We start from the raw sequence: 24,666 nt of genomic DNA, 5'->3' as shown, positions 1-24,666 counted from the left end.
GGGGTCTATGCCCCTGTCGCCGCCCGCTCCTGCCATCGCCGCGCATAGGCTGCGATCCGCGCATCGGGCGCGGCGGCGCGGGTGGAAACGGCGCCGTCGGACATCCGGCCGAAATCGCCGGGTCGTGTCGCCAGCTGTGCGCAGCCCGTCGTGGTCCCGGCAAAGCCTGTCGAGGCCGTCACCGGGCGACCGGTGAGCGTCGCGAGCGCATCGAGGAAGACGTGGTTGCGGGCAAAGGGCCCCTCGACGACCGTGCCGCCCCCGGCATCGAGGATCTCCAGCATCCGCGCCGTCATGAGCGCGCAATAGAGGCTGGCGGCGGCCGTCCGCTGGCCGAGGGTGAGCTGGGCGGGATCCTGCGTCCAGGTGCCCGCGGCATCGGGATAGGGGCCCGTTCCGGGCGCGAAGCTCGGCAGCGCCATCACGGCGCCATCCAGCACCGCGGCGATATCGGCCGGCGTCGGAGAGACGGTGCCCGTGATCGTGAGCGCGTCGAACTCGCGCCCGCCCATGAAGCGGGCGGACGGCACGGCCCGGGCGAACGCATCGACATTGGCGAGGGTATCGCGGCGCGGATCGAGACGCCGCGTCGCGCCGCCCACGGCGAGGGCGATGATCCAGGTCCCGGTGGAGAGGACCGTGACGGGCGCCGGCGTGGCGCGCAGATAGGGCAGCAGCGAGGCGTTGGAATCGTGGATCCCGCAATGGACCGGGATCTTGCGCCCGCTCATCCCGATCGCATCGGCCCATGCGGGCTTCAGCGGACCCAGGACGTCGAAGGCGCTGCGCATCGGCGCCAGCAGCCGGTCCCAGCCGCGCTGCGTCGCGAGGGCGGAGACGCCGCCCTCCACCGGCCTCCACAGATCGGTGTGGCAGCCGAGCGAGGTGACCTCGCAGGCGGCGACGCCGGTCAGCCGCCAGGCCCAGTATTGCGGATAGAACAGGATCCGGCGTGCGCGCGCGAAGGCCTGCGGGAACGTCTGTTCCTGCCAGTAGAGCTGCGCGCCGACATTCAGCCCGTTGGGCAGCCGGGGCGAACAGGTCTGCGAAAACGGCGGCCGGAGGCGGTCGTAGTCGGCCCGCAGGCTTTCGGGCGCGGCGCTCTCGTAGTCGAGGATCGGCAGGACCAGACCGTCGTCATCGACCAGGGCGACGCAGGCGCCATGGGTCGTGATCGAGATCGCGTCGATCGCATGGCCGCGCGCGCACTCGGCGAGCGCGGCCAGCAGGAAGCGCCACAGCCGCTCCGTGTCGGCATGGGGATAGGGCCCGTCGCGCAGAACCGTGTTCGGCGTGGTCGCGACGAAGATGTCCTGGCCGGCCGCGAGATCGTGCAGCGCGAGCTTGGCGTTGGTCTTGCCGACGTCGATCACGGCGACGAAGCGCGGAGGATGCGCGCTCATGCCAGATGGAACAGGGTTTCGAGCGGCACCGCCACCGGCGCGTTGCCGGGCCCGACCGCCATCAGGTCGGCCATCGCGTCCCACCAGCGCCGCATGATCGCCGCCGTGGGCAGCGCGTCCATGCCGTGGTCCACGGGCCGCCAGAGAACCGCGAAGAGGTGGTTCGTCTCGGCGTCGAGATGAATCGAATAGTCGCGCACGCCCGCCTGGCGCAGCAGGGCGACGAGGTCCGGCCAGATCGCATCGTGCCGGGCGCGGTAGGCGGCCTCCGCCCCCGGCTTCAGGATCATGCGAAAGGCGATCTTCTCCAGCGCGGGAGTCACGAGCGCGGGGGTCATGGCCGGCCCGCGGACACGCGGCGCCCGATGCGCCCGACGATGACGGGCAGCGCGATCACGCCGATGAGGAGCAGGCCGATGACGATCGACATGATGATGCCGGGCACGTTGAGGAGGCCGAGGCCGAAGGTGATGAGCCCCATGACGAAGGCCGCCAGGACGACGCCGACGATGGAGCCGGAGCCGCCGGTGATCGACACGCCGCCCAGAACCACCATGGTGACGATGTCGAGTTCCCAGCCGAGCGCGATGGAGGGTCGCGTCGAGCCCAGCCGGCTCGTCAGCATCACGGCGGCGAGCCCCGCGGCCAACCCGGTCACGCCGAAGGCGAGGAACGTGATGCGCGCGACCCGGAGGCCGGAAAAGCGCGCCGCCGCCGGATTGTAGCCGATCGCCCGGACGCTCCGCCCGAGCGCGGTCCGATGGAGCACGAGACCGGCGGCGATCGCCAGGACGAGGAACGTGGCGAACTCGAAGGAGAGCCATTCCCAGACATAGCCCTGGCCGAAGAACGCGAAGCCGGCGGGATAGGCGGTGAAGGCGCCGTCGCCCAGGATCGCGTAGGCGAGGCCGCGGAACAGGCTCATCGTCCCGATCGTGGCCACGATCGAGGGCAGGCCGAGTGCGGTCACCAGCGCGCCGTTGACGATCCCGCAGAGGAGCCCGGTGCCGAGGCCGGCGAGCGCCACCGCCGGCATGGAGGCGCCCGTGCCGGCGAGCCAGCCCATGACGGTCGAGGCGAGCGCAATGGTGCCGGCCACCGAGATATCGATCTCGCCGCAGAGGATGACGAAGGCCAGCGCCAAGGCGACGATGGCTTTTTCGGTGATATTGAACGTCGCGTCGGAGATGTTCCAGATATCGAGGAAGTAGGGTGACGCCAACGCGTTGGCGCAGAAGATCGCGACGAACAGGACGAAGAGCAACGCGTCCCAGCTGGTCGCGCGTTCGGCGAGCCGTGACCGGCCCCGGTCCGGGAGGCGGCGGAAAGCCGGCGCGGCCGGCGGGTCGGCCCGGACGGGCGAGAGGTCGGCGATGCTCATGCCCGAACCCCTTCCAGGCGATCGATCCGCTTGAGGATCACGCGGCCGCGGCTGCGCTCGGTCCGGGTGTTCAGGATGACGGCGGCGATGATGATCACGCCCGATATGGCCATCTGCCAGAACGGCGAGACGCCGAGCACGGGCAGCGCGTTCTTGAGGATGCCGAGGAACAGGGCGCCCAGGACCGCGCCGCCGACCGACCCGATGCCGCCGGCGATCGAGACGCCGCCGATGACGCAGGCCGCGATCACGTCGAGTTCGAAACCCGCGGCGACGTCCACATAGGCGACGGCGAAGCGCGAGACCCAGAGATAGCCGCAGAGGCCCGCCAGCATGCCCGAGAGGCAGAAGGCCAGGCAGGTCGTGCGCCCGGTGTCGATGCCCGCATAGGTGGCGGCGGTCGGATTGCCGCCGGTCGCGTAGAGCGCGCGTCCGAAGGCCGTCCAGCCGAACAGGATGGAGGCGCCGGTGATCGTGGCGATCGCCAGCCATGCCAGAACCGGCAGGCCGACCAGTTCCGTCCTCGGAAACGCGAGGAAGCGTTCCGACATCTGGAACGTGTTGATCCAGGCGCCCCCCGACAGGACGAAGGCGAGGCCGCGATAGATGCTGAGCGTGCCGAGGGTCACCACGATCGGCGGCAGCCTCAGGAGCCAGACGAGAAGCCCGTTCACCGCCCCCAGCGCGAGCCCGATCGCGAGGCAGGCGCCGACGACGACGCCGATCGGCAGGCCGGGATGGGCCGCGTTCAGCATGGCGGCGGCCATGCCGGTGAACGCCAGATTCGCCGCGACCGACAGATCGACCGAGCGCGTCATGATCACGGCCGCCTGCCCGAGGGCCAGCATGACCAGGATCGCGGTGTCGGTGAAGATCGCGGCGAGATTGCCGGGGCTGGCGAAGGCCGGCCGCGCCGCCGAGACGATCGCCAGGAGACCCGCGATGGCGAGGACGAGCAGGACCTCGCGGATCCGAAAGATGGCCCTGAGGACGCTCATGCCGCCAGCTCCTGCATGTTGCCGGTGGCGGCGCGCACCAGCACCTCCGGGGACAGGCCCGCGCGGGCATAGGTGCCGACCTGACGGCCTTCGCGGAACACGCTGACCCGGTCGCTCATGCCCAGGATCTCCGGCAGTTCGGAGGAGATCATGATGACGGCGAGCCCTTCGGCGGCCAGCTCGGAGATGAAGGCGTGGACGGCCGCCTTCGAGCCGATGTCGATGCCCTTGGTCGGCTCGTCCAGGATGATGATCTTCGGCCGCGTCGCCAGCCATTTGGCGATGACGACCTTCTGCTGGTTGCCGCCGGACAGGCTGCCCACGGTCTGACTGAGCGAGGCCGCCCGCAGATCCAGGCGCTCGGCATAGCGCCGGGCGAGCGCGTATTCCGCGGCGGGCCGCAGGACGCCCTTGGCCGAGACGGCCTTGAGAGACGCGAGCGCGATATTCTCATGGATCGGCATGGCGAGGACCGCGCCATGGCGTCCCCGCTCCTCCGGCACGTAGACGAGGCCGGCGGCGATCGCCTCGCGCGGCGAGCGGATGCGCGTCTCCGCCCCGTCGATCCGCAGCCGGCCCCGCGAGGGGCGCGTGACGCCGAACAGCGCCTGGCAGAATTCCGAGCGCCCCGCGCCGACGAGGCCGTAGAGGCCGAGGATCTCGCCGCGCCGTAGTTCGAGGCCGATGCCGTCGAACTCGGTCGGATGGCAGAAATCCTCGACTTCGAGGACGCGGTCGCCGGGCGCGACGGCGATCTTGGGGAAGGCGACGTCCACCGAACGGCCGACCATCCGGCGGACGATCGCGGCCTGGTCGGTGTCGGCGAGCGCGCCGTCCCCGACGGATTGGCCGTCGCGAAAGACGACGTAGTCGTCGGCGATGCGGAAGACCTCCTCGAACTTGTGGCTGATGAACAGGATCGCGGTCCCCTTGTCCTTCAGCCGTTCGACGATGGTGAACAGCTCCTCGGTCTCCTTCTGCGACAGAGCCGCGGTCGGCTCGTCCATGATGACGACGCGGGCGTTGATCGACAGGGCACGGGCGACGGCGACCAGATGGCGCTGGCCGATGGAGAGATCCTTCAGCCGGGTGCGCGGGCCGAACGGGGCTTCCAGCGCGTAGAGGATCGCCGCGGCCCGGGCGTTCACGGCCTTCCAGTTGACGAAGCCGAGCCGCGTCTTCGGCGTGTGCCCGATATAGATGTTCTCGGCCACGGTGAGTTCGTCGAACAGCACGGTCTCCTGGTGGATCGCGGTGATCCCGGCCGCCTCGGCGGCGGCCGAATTCTCGAAGACGACCGGCGCGCCATCGACGCGGATCGTGCCGCCATCGGGGCGATAAAGCCCGGTCATGGTCTTGACCAAGGTCGATTTGCCGGCCCCGTTCTCGCCGATCAGCGCGGTCACGCGGCCGGCGCGCAGCACGAGGTCGACGTCGGACAGCGCGCGCACGCCGGGGAAGACCTTGGTGATGCCGCGCATCTCCAGCACCGGAGCGGCAGGGTCGGACATGGGTTGCGCGGCACGGCTGTGAGAGCTGTACCCGCCCAAAGCGGGTCGGGCCACGGCTCTCAACCCTTGTAAGGCGCTCCCCGGCGCCGAACCGGCATCCGCTTCGGCGAGGAGCGTTCTGGGAATCGCGTGCATGGCTGGACTCCGCTTGGACGGCAGGCGGTCGAGGGTGTCGCGCGGGCGGCAACGGCGGATGATGCGGCGGCTGCGGGGACGGAAGCCCCCGATCCGCAACGGCGGCGCGGCGAGGCCCGGCCGGTCCACCCTCCCGACTCCCTCGGGGACGGGCAGACCGGCCGTGCGGCGATCGGACGATCTTTCCGGTCAGAAGATCTTGGAGAACTGATCGATGTTGGACGCGTCGTAGGTGAAGGGCTTGGACATGGCCGCTTCGCCGTTCTCGCCGACGGTGATCTTGCCCATGCGGCCGGCCGCCAGCGCCTCGCCGACGCCGACCGACTTGGCGTCCTTGACGACCAAGTCGTTCGCCAGCATCGCGGCGGAATAGCCCAGATCGATCGGGTTCCAGATCGCGAAACTCTTGGCCGCGCCGGACTTGACGGCACCGGCCATTTCGGAGGGCAGCCCGAGCCCGGTGACGAAGACCTGGCCGATCTGGCCGGCGTCCTTGACCGCCTGGGCGGCCGCCACGATGCCCACCGAGGTCGGCGCGACGATGACCTTGACCTCCGGATGGCTCTTCAACAGAGCCTGCGTCTCGCGATAGCTCTTGTCCGAGAGATCGTCGCCGTAGACCGTCGCGACGATCCGGATGCCGGGATGCTTCGGCAGGGCCTTCTTCATCTCCGCGATCCAGGTGTTCTGGTTGGTGGAGGTGGCGGTGGCCGAGAGGATCGCGATGTCGCCCTTGCCGCCCGGCAGGGCATCGGCGGCCAGAGCCAGGCAGGTCTCGCCGATCAGCGCATTGGAGGATGGATTGAGCTGGAGGATACGGCCTGCGGGCGACACGCCGGAATCGAAGGCGATGACCTTGATGCCGCGCTGCATCGCGCGCTTGAGGACCGGCACGACCGCATCGGGATCGTTGGCGGAGATCGCGATCGCATCGACCTTCTGGGAGATCAGGGCGTTCAGGACCTCGATCTGGCCTTCGGCGGTGGTGGAGGTCGGCCCGGTATAGATGATCTCGACGCCGCCGATCTCCCTGGCGGCCTCCTGCGCGCCCCTGTTGGCGGCATCGAAGAAGCCGTTGCCTAGGGATTTGACGACCAGCGCGATCCGCTTGTCGGCCGCGTCCGCCGCCGAGGCTATGAGGCCCGCCGCGAGGACGGCGAGTACGAGCCTCTTCTTGATCCGTCTCATGTCTGTATCCTCCCGATCGATTTTGTTGTTGTTTGTATCTTTGATTGTCTTTGCGTGCCGGCTCGCCGGCTCAGTACTTCAGGCTGCGCTCGCGACCTCCTCCTCGGCTTCCCGCGACCGATCGGCGACGATCAGCCGGATGCCCGCCGCCTCGATCATCTGCGCGGCCGCATCGTCGATCCCGTCATCGGTCACGATCGTGCCGATGCGGGACAGCGGCGCCACGATCATCGAGGAGCGCAGGGCGAACTTCGAGGAATCGGCGACGACCACGAGTTCCAAGGCCTGGCGCATCATCCGCTGTTCGGATTGCACGATCAGCGGGTCGGCCTCGGCAATCCCGAGCGCGGATATGGCACGGCAGCCCATGAACATCCGCTCGGCCGCGAAATGCGCGATGCCGTCAGCCTCGAACGGGCTGATGATCAGACTCTGTTCGCGGTAGATCGCGCCGGCCGGCACCAGAACCGTACAGTTGGAATGCTTCACCAGATGCTCGGCGATCTGGAATGAGTTCGTCATCACCTGAAGACGCAGCGTCGTCAGATGATGGACCATCTGAAACGTGGTCGTGCCGCCGTTGATGATGACCGCCTCGTTCTCGGTGCAGAGTCCCACCGCGGCGCGGGCGATGGCGCGCTTCTCCCGGCGGCGCTGCGCCTCGCTCGCCACCAGCGAGGGGCTGCCGATCTGGCCGTAGGGCGATGGCGCCGCGGTGGCCTCCGCGCCGCCACGCACCCGCTTCAACTGATTCTGCTCGGCAAGCGACACGATATCGCGCCGGATCGTCGCCTCAGAGGCGCCCGTCAGTTCCGCAAGTTCTCCCACGGCCGCGACCTGGCGACTCTGGACGGCGCTGAGGATGATCCGGTGGCGTTCCAGCTCGTGCATTGGCGTCTCCCGTCCGTAAACATCTCGCAGGGCCCGAACGCTGTCAATCACGTTCGATCATGATCTTACATTGCGGTGCAGCAAAATTACAATCTTGATCGAAAATGTTGACTCGTGATCGAAAATCACGAATCCCTGGGGTGGAAAAGCGTCGGACGCCGCCGATTCGACGCTGCCATCCGGGGAGGAACCATGTCCGACGTGATCGATGCCGCGCGACTGCGGAACCTGTGGGACGCGGCCAAGGCCGCCACCCTCGATGAGCCCGGACAGCTGCTCTACCGTTCGAACCTCCTGGGGTCCGACAAGCGCATCACCAATTACGGCGGCGGCAATACCTCGGCCAAGGTGACGGAGCGCGACCCGCTGACCGGCGAGGATGTCGGCGTCCTATGGGTCAAGGGCTCGGGCGGCGACGTCGGCTCGATCAAGCGCGACGGCTTCGCCACGCTCTATCTCGACAAGCTGAACCGGCTGCGCGGGATCTACCGGGGCGAGGCGCACGAGGACGAGATGGTCGGCTACCTGCCCCATTGCACGTTCAACCTCAATCCGCGTGCGGCCTCCATCGACACGCCGCTCCATGCCTATCTGCCCTATCGGCATGTGGACCACATGCATCCCGACGCGGTCATCGCGATCGCCGCCATGCGCAACGGTCGGGAGATCACCCGGCAGGTCTACGGCGACGCGATCGGCTGGCTCGCCTGGCGGCGTCCGGGTTTCGAACTGGGTCTGGAACTCGCCCGCTTCGCCGCCGAGAACCCCCGGGCCAAGGGCGTGGTCCTCGGGAGCCACGGCCTGTTCACCTGGGGCGATACGGCCGAAGAGTGCTACGAGACTACCCTGCGCATCATCAATCGGGCGATCGCGTGGTTCGACGAGGCGCTGGCCGGCCGGGCGATCTTCGGCGGTCAAGCGGTCTCGCCGCTGGCGGCCGAGACGCGGCGCCGGATCGCCGCGCGGCTGATGCCGGCGATTCGCGGCCGCATCGGCGCCGAGGAAGCCAAGGTCGGCCATTTCGACGACAGCGCCGCGGTGCTCGAATTCGTCGGCGCGCGGAACCTGCGCCCGCTCGCGGCGCTGGGCACCTCCTGCCCCGATCACTTCCTGCGCACCAAGATCCGGCCCCTCGTCCTTGACTTCGATCCCGGCCAGCCGGACGTCGATGCGCTGCTTTCCGGTCTCGATGCCGCGATCTCGGCCTATCGCGCGGATTACGCGGGCTATTACCAGCGCTGCCGCCATCCCGATTCGCCGGCCATGCGCGATCCCAACGCCGTGATCTACCTCGTGCCCGGCGTCGGCATGCTCTCCTTCGCCAAGGACAAGGCCACGGCGCGCATCGCGGGCGAATTCTACGTGAACGCGATCAACGTGATGCGCGGCGCCTCCGGCGTCGACACCTATCAGGGCCTGTCCGAGCAGGAGGCGTTCAACATCGAATACTGGCTCCTGGAAGAGGCGAAGCTGCAACGCATGCCCGAGCCCAAATCCCTGGCCGGGCGCATCGCGCTGGTCACGGGCGGCGCGGGCGGCATCGGCAAGGCGACCGCCGCGCGCCTCCTCGCCGAGGGGGCCTGCGTGGTCCTCGCCGACATCAACGCCGACGCCCTCGCCGAGACCGAGGCCGGCTTCGTCACGACATTCGGCGCCGATCAGGTGCGCGCGACGCGGATGAACGTCACCTCGGAAGCCGAGGTCGCGGCGAGCTATGCCGACGCCCTCGTCGCGTTCGGCGGCCTCGACATCCTGGTCTCCAATGCCGGCATCGCCTCCGCCTCGCCGGTCGAGGAGACGACGCTGGAGGTCTGGGACCGCAACCTGTCGATCCTCGCGACCGGCTATTTCCTGGTCTCGCGCGAAGCCTTCCGGCTTTTGCGCCATCAGGGGCTCGGCGGTTCCATCATCTTCGTGGCGTCCAAGAACGGCCTCGCGGCCTCGGCCGGCGCCTCCGCCTATTGCACCGCGAAGGCGGCCGAGATCCATCTGGCGCGCTGCCTGGCGCTCGAGGGGGCGGATGCGGGCATCCGCGTGAACACGGTCAATCCCGACGCGGTGCTGCGCGGCTCACAGATCTGGAACGGCGAATGGCGCGAGCAGCGCGCCGCCTCCTCCAAGATCGAGATCGATCAGCTCGAAGCGCATTACCGCAACCGCTCCCTGCTCAAGCGCTCGGTCTTCCCCGAGGACATCGCGGAGGCGATCTACTTCTTTGCCTCCGACCGATCGGCGAAGTCGACCGGCAACATCGTCAACGTCGATGCCGGCAACGCGATGAGCTTCACCCGCTGAAGCGACGAGACTGTTCGGTCGCGGGCGGAAAAGACCGGTTTTATAAAAGGGCTTGTAGTTCATTGGCGGGGTATCGGGGCGGTGCCCCGATGAAAATCCTGCGGCAGGGCTCCGCCCTGCACCCGCGAAAGGCCTCGGACCTTTGGAAATCAGGACTTTCTGCGATCGACCGTACGGCGTTCAAGAAAAAATCCGGGGAGAAACCTTATGGCCGCACCGATCGATCCGAACCTCATCGCCGAGCACAACCGGCCGCGCGAAGCCGATCTCGCGGCCGATTACGCCGCCCTCGGCGCGCACCTGTCGCGCCGCGGCATCGCCATCGACACCGTCACCGACGCGGTCGGGGCGTTCGTCGTCGCCGTCCCGTCCTGGGGCACGGGCACGGGCGGCACGCGCTTCGCCCGCTTTCCCGGTCCGGGCGAGCCCCGGGGCATCTTCGAGAAGCTCGACGATTGCGGTGTCATCCAGGCGCTCGGCCGCGCGACACCGGGCGTCTCGCTGCACCTGCCGTGGGACACGGCAGAGCCGGCGGACCTGACGGCGAAGGCCGGGGCGCTCGGCCTCCATTTCGACGCCGTCAACTCCAACACCTTCCAGGACCACCCGAACGACCCGCGCCAGCCCCTGTCCTACAAGTTCGGCTCCCTCGGCCATGTCGATGCGGCCGTTCGCGCCCAGGCGGTGGCGCACAATATCGAGACCGTCCGGATCGGCGCGGCGCTCGGATCGAAGGCGATCACGGTCTGGATCGGCGACGGCGCGAACTTCGCCGGCCAGGCCGATCTGTCCAAGAGCTTCGAGCGCTATCTCGGCTCCATGAAGCAGATCGTCGCCGCCCTGCCGGCCGACTGGCGCATCTTCTCCGAGCACAAGATGTATGAGCCCGCCTTCTACGCGACGATCGTGTCGGATTGGGGCACGAGCTACATGACCGCGCAGGAACTCGGCGCGAAGGCGTTCTGCCTGGTCGACCTCGGCCATCACGCGCCGAACGTCAACATCGAGCAGATCGTCGCCCGGCTGATTCGCGCGGGCAAGCTCGGCGGCTTCCACTTCAACGATTCCAGATACGGCGATGACGATCTCGACGCCGGCTCGATCGACCCGTTCCGCCTGTTCCTGATCTTCAACGAGCTCGTGGGCGCCGGCGCGGCGCTGGACAGTCTCCACCCCGCCCACATGATCGACCAATCCCACACTGTCACCGATCCGATCGAAAGCCTCCTCCGCTCGGCGGGCGAGATCCGGCGCGCCTATGCCCAGGCGTTGCTCGTCGACCGCGCGGCGCTCGCCGGGCACCAGGAGGACAACGACGCCCTCATGGCTTCGGAGACGCTGAAGCTGGCCTTCCGGACCGACGTCGAGCCGATCCTCGCCGAGGCGCGCCGACGGGCCGGCGGCGCGATCGACCCGATCGGCGCCTACCGTGCCAGCGGCTACCGGGCCAGGGTCGCGGCAGAGCGCGGGCTGTCCCGTTCGTCGGGGGGCGGGATCGTTTAGCGCGTGTTCTTGAGGAGTCCCGGTCCCTCGATCGTGACGGACGGATCCTGTCCTTGGCGCGTCGTGGTTTCGAAAGGTCCGGGACCTTTCGCGGGTGCAGGGCGCAAGCCCTGCGCCATCCCCGGGGCCCTGCCCCGAGACCCCGCCAAAGGGATGATCCCTTTGGAAGCCACGGGATCGGATCGACGTGCAAACCTGCGCAACGGGCGCGATCACCGTCAATCATGCGGTCTCGAGGTCGCCGCGCGTGCGTCCTCCGCCCGCCCGCCGAAGTGCCGGGCTGTGGCATTCTGATCACATAATACACGAAAGCATCGTCTGCACGGCGCAAGGTGACACCAGCGTTCCGTCGGACTCTTCCCAGAAAACTGCAAGAATCATGCCAATATAGAATAAACTCCGAAATATATTTCAAAATATATTGCACGATTCCGAGATAGTATTGCTATTTTCCATTGAGTGAATGCCCCTGTAATTACGTTCTTGGAGCTGCGGAGTTAGCTTGCGTCGTGCATGTTTTGATATCTAATCTATCTCAGATCGTGCTGATGGCCGCAAAAAATCAAGAAAAACGACTGACGATTGCGGAAATCAGCGGATTTATATTTGGATGTAAGTGGAATAGAGTATCTGAAGATGGCTGGATATGCGTGTATCGATCGCACTGACGGCGCCGGATATCATCGGCGGCGACTGATCGGGACCGCATTGTGCCGTTCGACCCTTGGACTCGCGGCATTGGGTGCCTCGGTCTCACACCACGCCCTCGCGCAGAGCTTGGCGACCAACGACCCCGCGACGTGGCGCACCCCGGAGTACCAGGCGGATTGGGGCCTGGAGGCGATGCACGCCGCCGATGCCTACGCGGCCGGCTATACCGGCCTGGGCGTCACCGTCGGGGTGGTCGATTCGGGCGTCTACACCGCCCACCCGGAATTCGCCGACGGCCGCGTCAAGCCGCTCACCATCACCGGAACCTTCGGGTCGGACGGATACTACTTCACGGACGGGTCCGGAAAACCGAGCGATCACGCGCCGGCGCCGAGCTTCTTCAAGACGGGCGATGCCTATACCGTTCCGGGCACATACAATCCCCTCTTCAACGATCCGCACGGGACGCACGTCACCGGCACGATCGCAGCGTCCCGCGACGGCGTCGGCATGCAGGGCGTGGCGTTCAACGCGAACGTCTACGTCACCAACACGCAATCGACCGACAACGCACAATACGGGGCCAACGCGGATTACGCCTACTTCAAGAACGCCTATGGCACCGTGGCCGCGGCCGGCGCCCGCGTGATCAACTCCTCCTGGGGCAACCCGCCCTACGGCGACACTTACAACACCCTGGAGGGATTGCGCACCGCGTATTCCAAATTCGACGGCAAGCTTGGTTACGTCGATGCGCTTTACGAAGTCGCCAAGCAATACGACATCATCCAGGTGTTTGCGGCCGGGAACACCGCCTACAACAACCCGAACGTTCGCTCGTCGGTGCCCTATTTCAGGCCGGATATCGAGAAGAACTGGGTTGCCGTCGGCGCGGCCGCGAGGGGCGCCAATGGCAGCGTGAATCCTGCCGATCTCGTCCTCGCGGGATATTCGAACCGCGCCGGCGCTGCAAAGTATTGGTACGTCGTCGCACCCGGCAGCGCAATCAACAGCACCGTCCCGCCTTATACGCCAGGCGCGCCCTGGAATCCCTGGCAATGGCACGTCGATCCGAACAAGCAGGACCCCGGCTATTCAGCCGTGAACGGCACGTCGATGGCGGCGCCGCATGCCACGGGCGCTCTGGCCGTGATCCTGCAGCGCTATCCGTACATGACCAACGAGCAGGCCCGGGACGTCCTGCTGACCACCGCCTATCACCGGGATGCCGTCCAGGGCACGCCCGACGCCAACCCGAATGCCCCCAACGCCGTCTGGGGCTGGGGCGTGATCGACCTCGCCAAGGCCATGCGGGGACCGGGACAGTTCCTCGGGCCCGTCGCGGCCAACCTCCCGGACGGCACGAACGACACCTGGTCCAACGCCATCTCCGAGGACGCCCTGGTCCAGCGCAAGCAGGAGAACGACGCCGAGGCCGCCGCCTGGGCGACCCGCAAGGCCGCCCAGGACCCGAAGCTGAATCTCGCCGCCCTGCAGGCCGCCCTCCCGGCGACCCGCGCCACCCTCGACGCCGTCGTCACGGCGCTGCGCAGCCGAAGCCAGGCCGCCTTCCTCGCATCCGTGACCGCAAACGACGCCGACCCCGTCGGCAGCAGGGTCCTGGCCGCGTTCCTCAATGCGCGGAGTTACTGGCCTTACTGGCCGTTCACCAATCTCTCGGGCAACACCCGCGCCGCCATCGGCAACCAGCTGGCCAGCTACCTCGCGGACCCGAACGGCGCCCAATACACCCAGATCGCCGCCGGCATCGCCGCCGCGTGGCAGACCGAGGTGCAGGTCGAGACCACCCGCATCGCCGCCTTCGCCGGCATCCCGACCCGGGGCAGCCTGATCAAGCTGGGCGCGGGCACGCTGACGCTGGCCGGGACCAACAGCTATTCCGGCGGCACGACCGTGGCGGGCGGGACCCTGTCGGTGTCGCGCGAGGCCAATCTCGGCGCCGCCGGGGCGCCCCTGACCTTCGACGGCGGCGTCCTCCAGATCACCGGCACCGGCTTCACCGCCACGGCGCGGCCGATCACCTGGGGCCGGAACGGCGGCGGCCTCGATATCGCCGACCCGGCCAACAGCTTCACCCTCGCCCAGGCGCTCGCCGGATCGGGCGGGCTGGCCAAGCTCGGGGCCGGCACCCTCACGCTCGCCGGCACCAACACCTACACGGGCGCCACCACCGTCGCGGCCGGGACCCTCCTGGCCCGCGGCGGCCAGGCGATCGGCGATCGCAGCGCCGTCACGGTCGCGTCCGGCGCGACCCTGGCGCTGGCCGACGCCGAGACCGTCGGCTCGCTCGCCGGGCAGGGCCGCGTCGCCCTCGGCGCCGCCCGCCTCACCGCCGGCGGCGACGACAGCTCCACCACCTTCGCCGGCACCCTCGACGGCGCCGGCGGCCTGACCAAGGCCGGGGCCGGGACCCTGACGCTCGCCGGGGCCAACGCCTATACCGGCGGCACCACCATCGCGGCCGGGACCCTCCAGATCGGGGCCGGCGGCACCGCGGGCAGCCTCACGGGCGACGTCGCCGATGCCGGGATCCTGGCGTTCAACCGCGCCGACGACACCACCTTCGCGGGGGCCGTCTCCGGGCCCGGCAGCCTGGTCCAGCGCGGCGGCGGCACCCTGACGCTCGCCGGGACCAACAGCTACGCGGGCGGAACCGCGATCCTGGCCGGGACCCTCCAGATCGGGGCCGGCGGCACGACCGGCAGCCTCACGGGCGACGTCGCCGATGCCGGGATCCTGGCGTTCAACCGCAGCGACGACACCACCTTCGCGGGGGCCGTCTCCGGGCCCGGCAGCCTGGTCCAGCGCGGCGGCGGCACCCTCACGCTCGCCGGCACCAACACCTACACGGGCGCCACCACCGTGGCGGCCGGGACCCTCCTGGCCCGCGGCGGTCAGGCGATCGGCGATCGCAGCGCCGTCACGGTCGCGTCCGGCGCGACCCTGGCGCTGGCCGACGCCGAGACCGTCGGATCGCTCGCCGGGCAGGGCCGCGTCGCCCTCGGCGCCGCCCGCCTCACCGCCGGCGGCGACGACAGCTCCACCACCTTCGCCGGCACGCTGGACGGCACCGGCGGCCTGACCAAGGCCGGGGCCGGGACCCTGACGCTCGCCGGGGCCAACGCCTATACCGGCGGCACCACCATCGCGGCCGGGACCCTCCAGGTCGGGGCCGGCGGCACCGCGGGCAGCCTCACGGGCGACGTCGCCGATGCCGGGATCCTGGCGTTCGACCGGGCCGACGACACCACCTTCGCGGGAGCCGTCTCCGGGCCCGGGGCCGTGATCAAGCGCGGCGCCGGGACCCTGACGCTCACCGCCGCCCACGGCTTCACCGGCCCGGCCACCGTCGCGGCCGGCGGCCTCGCCCTCACCGCCTCCGCCAGCCTGGCCGCGCCGGTGGTCACCCTGGCCGGCACCACGCTCACCCAGGCCGGGACGCTGTCGGGCGGCCTGACCAATGCCGGCACCGCCATCGCCAGCGGCGCGATCGCCGGCGGCCTGACCAACACCGGCACGGCCATCACCAGCGGCACGGTCGCCGGCGGGGTGACCAACACCGGAGCGCTCACCGCCACGGCGGGCGCCCTCAACGGGCCGATCCGCAACGCCGGGCAAGTCGCCGTCACCGGGCCGGTCTCCTCCGATGCCGGCTTCGCCAACGCCGCCCAGGCCAGCCTGACCGTCACCGGCCGCTACGGCCTCGCCGGGGGGCTCGACAATGCCGGCACCGTCGCGGTCGCGGAGGGCGGCCGCCTCCTGGCCGGGCGCATCGCCAATGCCGGGCTGCTCACCGTCGCCGCCCAGGGCAGCGTCGTCGACGACCTCGTCAACACCGGCCGCCTGGTCAATGCCGGCGCCTACACGGCCGACGCCGTCAACGCCGCCGGGGCGACGCTCGTCAACACCGGCACGTTCGCCACCGTCTCGGCGCCCTTCGCCAACGCCGGCACCCTGGTCACCACCGGCAGCCTCACCGGCGGGCTGACCAATACCGGCTTCGTCCAGGCCGCGGGCGTGCTCGCCGGGCCGGTCGCCAACGCCCCGGGGGCGATGGTCGCGCTCACGGGCCCGACCGCCGGCCTCACCCGGCTGACCAACGACGGCGCGTTCGACCTCGGCGGCACCGCGCTCACCGTCGGCGCGCTCGCCGGCACGACGGCGGCCGCGACCCTCGGCAACGGCCAGCTCACGGTCGGCACCGACGGCAGCTCGACCGGCTACGCCGGGCAGATCGTCGACGGCGCCGGCCCGACCAGCCTGACCAAGCTCGGCGCCGGCACCCTGACGCTCACGGGCGCCAACAGCCTCTCCGGCCCGGTCAGCGTGTACGGCGGCGAACTCGCCGTCACCGGCGGCCTGCCCAACGCCGCCGTGTCGCTCGGCGCCGGCAGCCGGCTCACCGGCGCGGGCTGGTTCGGCAGCCTCGCCCTGGGCGCGGGCAGCGCCCTCGCCCCGGGGGCCGGGCCGGGGGCGCTCGGCCGGATCGCCGTCGCCGGCAGCCTGACCCTGGCGCCGGGATCGGTCTACCGGGTCGACGCCACCCCGGACGGCCGCTCCGACCGGGTCGCGGTCGGCGGCACCGCCACGGTGGCGGGCGCCCGGGTCGAGGCGGTGGCCGGCAGCGGGCTCTACGCGCCGCGCACGCGCTACACGATCCTGAGTGCCGCCGGCGGCGTGCAGGGCCGGTTCGCCGGGGTGTCGAGCACCTTCGCGTTCCTGACCCCGTTCCTGGCCTACGCCCCGGACGCGGTCGTCCTGACGCTGGCGCGCAACGACCTGGACTTCGCCGCGGTGGCGCGGACCCGCGACCAGCGCGCGGCCGCCGGGGCGGTTCAGGCCGGGGCGGTCGGCTCGGTCCTCTACGACGCGGTGGCGGTGCTGTCGGCGCCCCAGGCCCGGGCGGCGTTCGCGGCCCTGTCGGGGGACGGCCATGCCAGCCTGGCCGCGACCGCCTTCGCCGGGGCCGGGCTGGTGCGCGAGGCGGTGCTCGACCGGCTGCGCTGGGACGGCGCCCCGGCGGCGCGGGAGTACGGCAGCCTGCCGGCGACCGACGCGGCCGACCGGCCCGGGCCGCCGGTGCCGGGGGTGGTCCCGGTGCGGCGCGCGCAACCGGAGCCGGTGAGCCTGTGGGGCCAGGGGCTGGGCAGCCTCGGCCACGCCCGGGCCGACGGCAACGCCGCCGGGCTGTCGCGCCAGAGCGCGGGCTTCGTGATCGGGGTCGACGCCCGCCTGGACGGGCTGGGCGCCGACGGCCTGGGCTCCGAGGGCCTGCGGCTGGGGGCGGTCGGGGGCCATGTCGAGACCAGCTTCGCCAGCCCCGGCCAGGTCCAGACCGGGACGCTGGCGAGCACGTTCGGGGGCGTCTACGGCAGCCTCGGGGCGGGCCCGGCGGTGCTGCGGTTCGGGGCCCTGGCGGCGGACGAGCCGGCGCGGCTGCGGCGGGTGGTGGCGTTCCCGGGGTTGACCGACACGCCGACCGCCCGCACCGGCGGGCGCAGCGTCCAGGGCTTCGGCGAGGCCGGCTACCGGATCGCGCTCGGCGCCGGGGCGGCGCTGGAGCCGTTCGTGGGCGCCGGCGCGGTGGCGCTGGGCCGCGACCGCTTCGCCGAGCAGGGCGGGGCGGCCGCGCTGACGGGGGCGGCACGCGGGAGCCTGCTGCCGACCGCCACCGCGGGCCTGCGCGCCGAGGCCCGGCTCGATCCGGAGGCGGCGCTGCCGGTGTCGGTGCACGCGCTGGCCGGCTACCGGCGGACCTTCGGCGACGGGGTTCCCGCGGCGGCGCTGGCGTTCCGGGGCACCGGCGCCCGGTTCGTGAGCGCCGGCCTGCCGATCGACCGCGACGCGCTGGTCGCCGAGGCCGGCCTGGCGGTGCTGATCTCCCCCGCCGCCTCGCTGGGCCTGTCCTACACCGGCCAGATCGGCGCCCGTGCCCAGGACCACGCCGCACAGGGCTCCTTCACGTACAGGTTCTGAACGGGCCCGGGCTCGGCGGGGGCGTCAGCGTTACCCGCCGCGCCTGCCGATCCAATCAGGGCGCTGCCGGTCGCCGCGTCCAAAGGGGCCGACAGGACGGTGGGGATCTCGAGACCGGGATCGAGCAGCCCGGTAAGCGGCCTCGTCAGACTCCCCACGGGCCGCTCCGGGCCTGTCGCGAACCCGCGATGTTGACCCGGCGCGCCTCGATCGCCCCGGAAGGTGGCCTCCGGCTTTCGTCAAACAGACGATGCCGTCGGTGCGCACGCCCGGGGAGCGCCACGCGCCCACCGGCCGGATCTCCCGGCCCGGCCGATGGCGTGTGTCGCCGAGCACCGCACCTCAGAGCCGGTCCCCGCCGAACTGGACGCCGGGCTGCTCCAGCGCGATGTGGATCAGCTCCGCGAGGCTGCCGGCGCCGAGCTTGACGCGCAGGGCGGACGCCGTGCTGACGACGCTGCGATAGTTCAGCGCGAGGATGCGCGCGATCTGCGTGTAGGTCTTGCCCTTGCCGAGGAGCGCCAGGATCTGAAGCTCCCGCGGGCTGAGGCGCGCCAGGGGCGAGCGGTCCGGGGCGAGGTCGAGCATCGCGATATCCATGACGATGGCATGCGGCAGGTATCCCCGCCCCGCCCGCACCGCGTCGAGGGCTTCGAGGAAGACCGCCACGGACGTGTCCTTCATGACGAAGCCCAGCGCTCCGACTTCGAGGACCCGCGCGGCGATGACGGGGTCGTCGTACATGCTGAAGGCCAGGATGCGCGTGGCCGGATCCAGCGCCCGGATCCGGCGGATCAGGGAGAGGCCGGAGAGCCCGTCCTCGCCGAAGGACAGGTCGGTCACCACGAGACCGGGCCTGTGCCGGTGGAAGACCCGGTAGCCGGAGACGATGTCGCCCGCCTCGAAGATCGTGGCGATGCCCGCCATCTCGGCCAGACGCCGAAAGCCCTGGAGCACGACCGGGTGGTCGTCGACGATGAGGGTCCCGTCCCGGTCCGCCGCGGCCGGCCTGCGCGGGCGGGTGTCGGCCGCCGCGCTCATGGCGGGCCCTGCGTCAGCGGCCGCACCTCGTTCCGGGCGAGCTCGGCCAGGGCCGCCCCATGGCCGACGCCCCGGTTGCGGATGTTGAAATAGTGCTGGCACATCTCGCCGAAGAGGCTCTTGTGGCGGCCCCGGGCCGCGGCGACCTGCCCGAGCCCATCGAGGAGGGTGCGGTAGCCCTCGCCCGCGCCGATCTCGGAAAGCATCTGGCCGAGCTGCACCGTGCGGTTGGCCATCATGCGCCGGTCCTCGACGAAGCCCGCGCTGGACCGGGCCAGACTCGCGCGCATCGCCTGCACCGCCGGTGCGTCGTTGGCCAGGGGGTGCCCGGCCTCGCGGCCGGCGAGCCAGCGGGCCGGGTCGGTCCCGTCGTTATGAGACAGCCAGGCGGCCAGTTCGGTCTCGGAGGTCCGCGCCACCACGGCCTGCGCGTCCTGGGCGTCCCCGTCGCTGCGATTGCAGGCGCCGGGCAGCATCAGGAGGGCGATGACGAGGGGGAGGAGCGGCGGCGTCCGCATCAGGATCCTCATGATAAGGGTCCTCATGGCGCCCCCTCCCCCGGGCGCCGGGCCGTCACGAGGGTGCGCGGCCCCTCGGCCACGGCCAGGCGGCGCGTTTCCCGCAGGGTCGCGAGGTCGATCACCGAAACGTCGTCCGAGAACCAGTTGGCCACGTAGGCGAAGCCGCCGAGGATCGCCACCCCCTCCGGATACCGGCCCACCGGGATCGTCGCCACCACCGCAAGGGTGCCCGCGTCGATCACCGAGACGGCGGCGGCGTGCTGATCGGTGACGAGCACGCGCGTCCCGTCCGGGGTGACGGCGACGCCGTAGGGGCTCGCCCCCGCCGGTACCGTCGCCAGGACCCGCTCGGCCGCCGTGTCGATCACCGTCACGTCGTTGCTGGCCACGTTGGCCACGTAGAGGCGGCGCAGGGCCGGGTCGTAGGCGAGGGCGAAGGGACCCGCGCCGACGGAAAATCCGCCGACGCGCCGCATCCGCGCCGTGTCGATCACGCCCACCGACCGGCCCGCGCGCTCGGCCACGTAGAGGCGCCCCGGCGCCCCGAGGACGAGGCCGGCAGGGTCGGGCCCGACCGGACTCGCGGCCAGGACGGCGCCCGTGGCGGCGGAGAGGCACAGCACCCGGTTTCCCGACCAGTCGCCGACATAGACCCGGCCCCCGTCCGGCTCGACGGCGAGGCCGAAGGCCTGGGCCCCGAGGGGCAGGCTGCGCGCCGAGCCGTCCGGCTCGATCACCGACAGGGCCTTCCCGTCCGGATGGCTGACATAGAGCCGTCCGCCCGCATCCGCCGCGACCACCGCCGGGGACGGGGCGACGCCGACCGATCCCGCGACCGCCCCGGCCTCGATCCGCGTGATCCGCCCGCCCTGCTGGCTCGCCACGAACAGCGCTTCTCCCGCCGCCGGCCACGCCGTCAGCAGGACCAGGACGAGGGCGATGGCGCCGCGGACGCTCATTGCGATGGCCCGCCCTCCGCCTTCGCCTTCAGGGCCCTGAGCCCGTCGCCGAAATACCGATTCATCGCCGCGCGGCCGGCGGCGTCGCTGAGATGGTCCGGCGGCTCGTTGCCCGTGTCGCCCCGGTAGAAGCGGCCCATCCATTCGACCCGGGACCCATCCCCGTCCGGGGTGACGGTCAGGGTCGCCGAGTAGGAAGAAACCGGCAGCGCGGTCAGGTCGGGATCGGACATCCGGTAGGAATAGGTGCGCTCGGGCCCCTTCCACTCGTCGAGCCCCTCGACCAGCGCGCCGCCCGACTTCAGCGTGACCGTGCGCACGCCCCCCTCGGCATTGCCGCCGGTGGCCTCGACCTTGGCCACGTCGGGATGCCAGGACCCGATCCCGCCGAAATCGCCGACGACCTTCCACACGGCGTCGGGCTTCGCCCGGATCGTCACCGTCTGGTCGATCTTCTGCGGGGTCGGCCCGTGTGCCAGGGCGGCGCCGGCGGCGAGCGCGAGGCACAGGGCGGGGAGCGTGGGGCGGGGGAACGGGATCATCGCGGTCTCACGGGGGTGGAAGGAGATCGCCGCGGGCCGCGGCTCCGCAGGGCGGCGACGGGTCCGGCGCAGAGCGTCGCCAGCGTCAGCGCCAGGGCCAGGGCGCCGAGGAACGGGCGGGGATCGAGCGTGCCCGGCAGCGCCCGCGGCGTCACCGCGGCCCGCACCGGCCCGTCGAGGCCGCCCGCCCCGTCGAGATGGACGTAGGCGAGGCCGGTCAAGGCGGCGAGGCGCTTCAGGTAGGCTTCGCGGACCGAGGAGAGATGCTCGCTGCCCCGCGCCGCCGCGGCGCCGAACGGCGCGTTGCGCGGGTTGTAGCCCGCGCGGCTCTCGGCATCGCCCGGCGGCGGGCCGAAGCGGTTCTCCTGGGCCACGTCGGTCTCGGAGTAGAAGCCCGCCTCGCGGCCCTGCGCGTCGTAGCGCGGGATCGGCGACAGGGCGTAGCCGCCGGCGCCGACGATGAGCCCGCGCACCGGCCCCGGCCCGCCCTCGAACGGGGGCGGCTCTCCCCCGGGCAGGGGGGGCGTCTCCTGGCCGTCGGTGAGGAAGACGAGGTCGGTCCCGAGCCCGGCCGCCATCGCGATGGCGCGGCCGAGCCCGGCGGCGATGCGGCTGTCGCCCTCCCAGGCCATGCGCCAATCGATGGCCGCGAGGGCGCCGTCCAGGGGGGCGAAATCGGCGCAGACCTCGATCGGCGCGAACAGCAGGAACGGCCGCCGCTCCGTGAACAGGCCGAGCGCCACCCGGGAGCCGCAGGGCAGGTCCGCCACGAGCCGGCGGAGTGCGGCCTTCGCCCGCTCCAGGCGCGATTCCGGGTGTCCGTCGCGGGTGTAGTCGCGGACGTTCATCGAGCCAGTGATGTCGAGGACGACCAGGATCTCCGCCCCGGTGCGGGTGAACGGCAGCGCCGGCACGACGAGGGCGGCGGCGCTCAGGATCAGCGCCAGCGCCAGGGCCTGGAAGCGCCAGCCGCGCAGGTTGCGCCCGATGGGGAGGGCGGCACTCACGGCCCGCCCCTGGGCTGGCCGGGGATATCCGTCCAGATCGTCTTCGGCTCCGCCTTCAGCGCGTCGCCGTCGGTGCGGTTCAGTTCCGGGTAGTCGCGGATCAGGCGCGAGGCGACGTCGAGGTTGAACTTCGCGTCCCAGAAATCCGGGCGGTCCCGCAGGGCCCGGCGGTAATCCTGGCGGGCGAGGGTCACCTGAGGCCCGGCCTTGTCCAACGCGCCCCGGGCGAGCAGGCCGAAGGCGTCGCGCATCCGGGCGTTGGCGACGCGGTAGCGGGCGCGGGCGGCCTCCCCCCGGTCGTCACCGCCGTCGAGGGCCACGAGCAGCGGTTCGGCCTCCTCCAGCCGCCCGCGCCGCGCCAGGAAGCCGACCCGCGCGGCGAGGACCGGCGCCGGGGCCACGGCCGTCACCGCCACGTCGTCGCCCTCGTCCAGGGCGGCGATGATCCGGTTCGCCCGGTCCAGGCGCCAGGCCTGAAGGCCGCAGGCGAGGGCCGAGGCCAGGAGCAGGACGGGCAGCGCGAGGACGAGCCTCGGGCGCAGCCGCCCCCAGGCGCGCCACGCCTTCCCCTCCCCCCTGCGGCGCGGGGTCGAGGCTGGTTCGGACGGCGCCGCCGCGATCCGTCCGGCGCCACCCCCGCCCCCGTCCCGCGACGGGGACGCGAGGCGCTCGGACGATGCCGCGCGTGCGCTCCGGAGGCCGATCATGCCGCCCTCCGGAGCGGCGCGTCCGCCGCCTTCCGCGTCGCGTCCCGGCGCGCCGGGAGATCCGCCTCGGCGAGCGCCGCGAGGGCCAGCAGGGCGAGGCCCAGCCCGGCCAGACCATAGGCCCAGCCGGTCAGGTCGCGGCGGGGTCGGACCTCGGTATAGGGGATCGGATCGCGCTCCAGCGCCGCGATCCGCGCGATGGCGTCGGCCACCGCCTGGGGGCCCTCGGCCTCGAAGGCGCGATAGGGGATGCCGAGGCTCTTGAAGAACAGGTCGAGGTGGCGCTCGGGGGCGGCCTGCGGCGTGTCCTCCCCATCCGGCCGGTCGTGGATCGAGGGCGAGCCCTTGGTCCGCAGGAACAGCCAGTACAGGTTCGGCCGGACCTTCGCGAACTCGGCGCGGAGCTGGTCCTGCACCCGGGGGTCGATCACCGCGGCGCCGTCCGAGATGAACAGCAGCACCCGGGAGATGCCCCGGTCCACGCCGAACTGCGCCAGCGCCATGGCGAGGCCGCGGGCGACGTTGGTGTAGTCGAGGCCCGGCCGGTCGATCGCCGCGATCGCCGCCCGTACGGCCGCGTGCCGGTCGGTCATGGGCAGGACGAGCATCGGCGCGGTGGAGAAGGCCGTCACCGCGAACAGGTCGCGGGCGCGTTCGCCCACGAAGCCGGAGAGCAGGCGCCGGGAGGCCGCCGCCTTCGATTCCTCCGCCCCCGAGGGCTGCGTCCCGGCGAAAGTCTCGTTCATGCTGCCCGAGCGGTCGATCAGCATCGAGACCTGCGCGCCGATGCCGATGCGCGTCACCCGTTCGCCCACCCGGTAGGGGCCGGCCAGTCCGAGCACGAGGCCTCCGAGGGCGGCGATGCCCGCCAGGGTGAGGGTCAGGCCGATCCAGCGGGAGAGCGAATCGGCCGGCGCCGCCGAGATGGCGGCAACCGCGTTCCGCCGCCGGCCGGTGGCGCGGAGCGGCAGGAGGGCCAGCGGCAGGAGCCACAGCACCCAGGGGACGGCGACGCCCAAGGGGGGGAGCCACGCCGCCATCTCAGGCCGTCCGCTCGGCGGCGGCGAGGCGGCGCAGCGCCGCCCGCAACTCGGACCAGGGCCAGACCGCTTCGGCCGCCTCGACGTCCCGGCCGAAGAAGATCCGGCGCGACGCCTCGAAGAAGCGCCCCAGGGCCTCGCCCTCGCCGCGGAAGGCCGGGTGCCGCTCCAGGAAGGCCGGGAGGTCGTCGGCCAGGAGGCGCCGCCCGTCGGTCTCGTCGAGGCCGCGGTGGATCAGGCGCAGGGCGTCCCGGTAGCGGCCCTCGTCCGGTCCCGCGAGGCGGCGCAGGCGCTGGGAAGCCCGGGCGAAGGGGCGCCCGCGGCGCCGTCCGAGCCAGGCCCGGTCGTGGGCGAGGGCCGCCAGCGCCAGGAGCGCGAGGCCCGCCAGGGCGAGGGAAGCCGTCGCCGCGGGTCCCGGATCGAGGCGGCGCAGGCGGCCGTCGGGCTGCAGGTAGTCGGCCGGGTCGTCGCGCCTGTCCGGCTGGATCTCCCGCAGGGGGGACACGCCGAACGACCAGGCGGGGATCTCCGCCTGGGCCGTGGTCGTGCCGCCCGGGGTCTCGTCGGCCAGGGCCACGGCGAAGCCCGGCACTTCGAGCCGCCGGGCGTCGAGGGCCGCGTAGAAGGTCTGGTAGGTCAGATCCAGGCGGATGCCCTCCGCGCTGCGCTCCATGGCGACGGCGCGCAGGTCCAGCCAGTAGGTGATGGGCCCGGGCTTCGGCAGGGAGGCCCGCTGCACGGTGATCCCGGGTTCGAGGGCGATGTCGGCCCGGACCTGCAGCAGGTCCCCGAGGAAGTAGCCGAATCCGCGGGGCACGCGCACCGTCACGGAGCGGACCTGCGCGGCGGCCGCGCCGGACCAGAGGACGAGGAACAGGATCGCCAGGGCGCGCATC

18 protein-coding genes are annotated in these 24,666 nt (G+C 71.5%); 3 read left to right on the top strand and 15 right to left on the bottom strand.

Going from position 1 to position 24,666, the window contains the following annotated elements; all coding sequences use genetic code 11:
* Positions 1–5: 5 nt before the first annotated feature.
* From AC3IF1_RS15425 to AC3IF1_RS15395, 7 genes are all read right to left on the bottom strand, one after another.
* The gene (locus AC3IF1_RS15425) at positions 6–1,403 is read right to left on the bottom strand and encodes an FGGY-family carbohydrate kinase (protein ID WP_489218307.1); all 1,398 of its coding nucleotides are present in this window, start codon (positions 1,401–1,403) and stop codon (positions 6–8) included.
* Positions 1,400–1,741 carry an L-rhamnose mutarotase gene (locus AC3IF1_RS15420; RefSeq protein WP_489218306.1) on the bottom strand — a complete coding sequence of 114 codons (342 nt, stop codon included), beginning with the start codon at positions 1,739–1,741 and terminating at the stop codon, positions 1,400–1,402. The genes AC3IF1_RS15425 and AC3IF1_RS15420 overlap by 4 nt, the downstream gene beginning before the upstream one ends.
* Positions 1,738–2,784, bottom strand: a complete 1,047-nt coding sequence (locus AC3IF1_RS15415; RefSeq protein WP_489218304.1) for an ABC transporter permease — start codon at positions 2,782–2,784, stop codon at positions 1,738–1,740. The genes AC3IF1_RS15420 and AC3IF1_RS15415 overlap by 4 nt, the downstream gene beginning before the upstream one ends.
* Positions 2,781–3,782 carry an ABC transporter permease gene (locus tag AC3IF1_RS15410; RefSeq protein WP_489218303.1) on the bottom strand — a complete coding sequence of 334 codons (1,002 nt, stop codon included), beginning with the start codon at positions 3,780–3,782 and terminating at the stop codon, positions 2,781–2,783. Before AC3IF1_RS15410 ends, AC3IF1_RS15415 begins: the two co-directional genes overlap by 4 nt.
* Positions 3,779–5,293, bottom strand: coding sequence for a sugar ABC transporter ATP-binding protein (locus AC3IF1_RS15405; protein ID WP_489218302.1), 1,515 nt, complete (start codon positions 5,291–5,293; stop codon positions 3,779–3,781). Before AC3IF1_RS15405 ends, AC3IF1_RS15410 begins: the two co-directional genes overlap by 4 nt.
* A 324-nt stretch (positions 5,294–5,617) precedes the next feature.
* Entirely contained in the window at positions 5,618–6,616 is a 999-nt protein-coding gene (gene rhaS, locus AC3IF1_RS15400) for a rhamnose ABC transporter substrate-binding protein (protein WP_489218300.1), read from the bottom strand.
* Positions 6,617–6,694: 78 nt separating this feature from the next.
* Positions 6,695–7,507, bottom strand: a complete 813-nt coding sequence (locus AC3IF1_RS15395; RefSeq protein WP_489218299.1) for a DeoR/GlpR family DNA-binding transcription regulator — start codon at positions 7,505–7,507, stop codon at positions 6,695–6,697.
* A 192-nt stretch (positions 7,508–7,699) separates the two neighbouring features.
* Between AC3IF1_RS15395 and AC3IF1_RS15390 the strand changes: the two genes are divergently transcribed.
* From AC3IF1_RS15390 to AC3IF1_RS15380, 3 genes are all read left to right on the top strand, one after another.
* Positions 7,700–9,802 (top strand): bifunctional rhamnulose-1-phosphate aldolase/short-chain dehydrogenase, encoded by a 2,103-nt coding sequence (locus AC3IF1_RS15390; RefSeq protein WP_489218298.1) that lies wholly within the window; start codon positions 7,700–7,702, stop codon positions 9,800–9,802.
* Positions 9,803–10,009: 207 nt separating this feature from the next.
* Positions 10,010–11,305, top strand: coding sequence for an L-rhamnose catabolism isomerase (gene rhaI, locus AC3IF1_RS15385; RefSeq protein WP_489218297.1), 1,296 nt, complete (start codon positions 10,010–10,012; stop codon positions 11,303–11,305).
* A gap of 738 nt (positions 11,306–12,043) precedes the next feature.
* Positions 12,044–17,953, top strand: a complete 5,910-nt coding sequence (locus AC3IF1_RS15380; RefSeq protein ID WP_489218295.1) for an autotransporter-associated beta strand repeat-containing protein — start codon at positions 12,044–12,046, stop codon at positions 17,951–17,953.
* A 342-nt stretch (positions 17,954–18,295) separates the two neighbouring features.
* Here the strand turns inward: AC3IF1_RS15380 and AC3IF1_RS15375 are convergent, their stop codons facing one another.
* Genes AC3IF1_RS15375 through AC3IF1_RS15340 form a run of 8 tightly spaced genes read right to left on the bottom strand, consistent with a single transcriptional unit; the run spans position 18,296 to position 24,665 of the window.
* Positions 18,296–18,994 carry a response regulator transcription factor gene (locus AC3IF1_RS15375; protein ID WP_489218294.1) on the bottom strand — a complete coding sequence of 233 codons (699 nt, stop codon included), beginning with the start codon at positions 18,992–18,994 and terminating at the stop codon, positions 18,296–18,298.
* Positions 18,991–19,524: an MxaH protein gene (locus tag AC3IF1_RS15370; protein ID WP_489218293.1), complete on the bottom strand. Its 534-nt coding sequence runs from the start codon at positions 19,522–19,524 to the stop codon at positions 18,991–18,993. Before AC3IF1_RS15370 ends, AC3IF1_RS15375 begins: the two co-directional genes overlap by 4 nt.
* Positions 19,525–19,535: 11 nt before the next feature.
* Positions 19,536–20,474 carry a YncE family protein gene (locus AC3IF1_RS15365; RefSeq protein ID WP_489218292.1) on the bottom strand — a complete coding sequence of 313 codons (939 nt, stop codon included), beginning with the start codon at positions 20,472–20,474 and terminating at the stop codon, positions 19,536–19,538.
* On the bottom strand, positions 20,471–21,016 hold the full coding sequence (locus AC3IF1_RS15360) for an SRPBCC family protein (protein WP_489218291.1): 546 nt from the start codon (positions 21,014–21,016) through the stop codon (positions 20,471–20,473). The genes AC3IF1_RS15365 and AC3IF1_RS15360 overlap by 4 nt, the downstream gene beginning before the upstream one ends.
* Positions 21,013–22,023: a vWA domain-containing protein gene (locus AC3IF1_RS15355; protein ID WP_489218289.1), complete on the bottom strand. Its 1,011-nt coding sequence runs from the start codon at positions 22,021–22,023 to the stop codon at positions 21,013–21,015. The genes AC3IF1_RS15360 and AC3IF1_RS15355 overlap by 4 nt, the downstream gene beginning before the upstream one ends.
* The gene (locus tag AC3IF1_RS15350; protein ID WP_489218288.1) at positions 22,020–22,730 is read right to left on the bottom strand and encodes an MxaK protein; all 711 of its coding nucleotides are present in this window, start codon (positions 22,728–22,730) and stop codon (positions 22,020–22,022) included. The genes AC3IF1_RS15355 and AC3IF1_RS15350 overlap by 4 nt, the downstream gene beginning before the upstream one ends.
* Positions 22,727–23,770 (bottom strand): vWA domain-containing protein, encoded by a 1,044-nt coding sequence (locus AC3IF1_RS15345; RefSeq protein WP_489218286.1) that lies wholly within the window; start codon positions 23,768–23,770, stop codon positions 22,727–22,729. Before AC3IF1_RS15345 ends, AC3IF1_RS15350 begins: the two co-directional genes overlap by 4 nt.
* Position 23,771: 1 nt before the next feature.
* Entirely contained in the window at positions 23,772–24,665 is an 894-nt protein-coding gene (locus AC3IF1_RS15340) for a nonribosomal peptide synthetase MxaA (RefSeq protein WP_489218285.1), read from the bottom strand.
* Position 24,666: the final 1 nt, after the last annotated feature.

This window comes from Methylobacterium sp. E-012, assembly GCF_057836545.1.
This window is presented reverse-complemented; position numbering and strand designations above follow the sequence as displayed.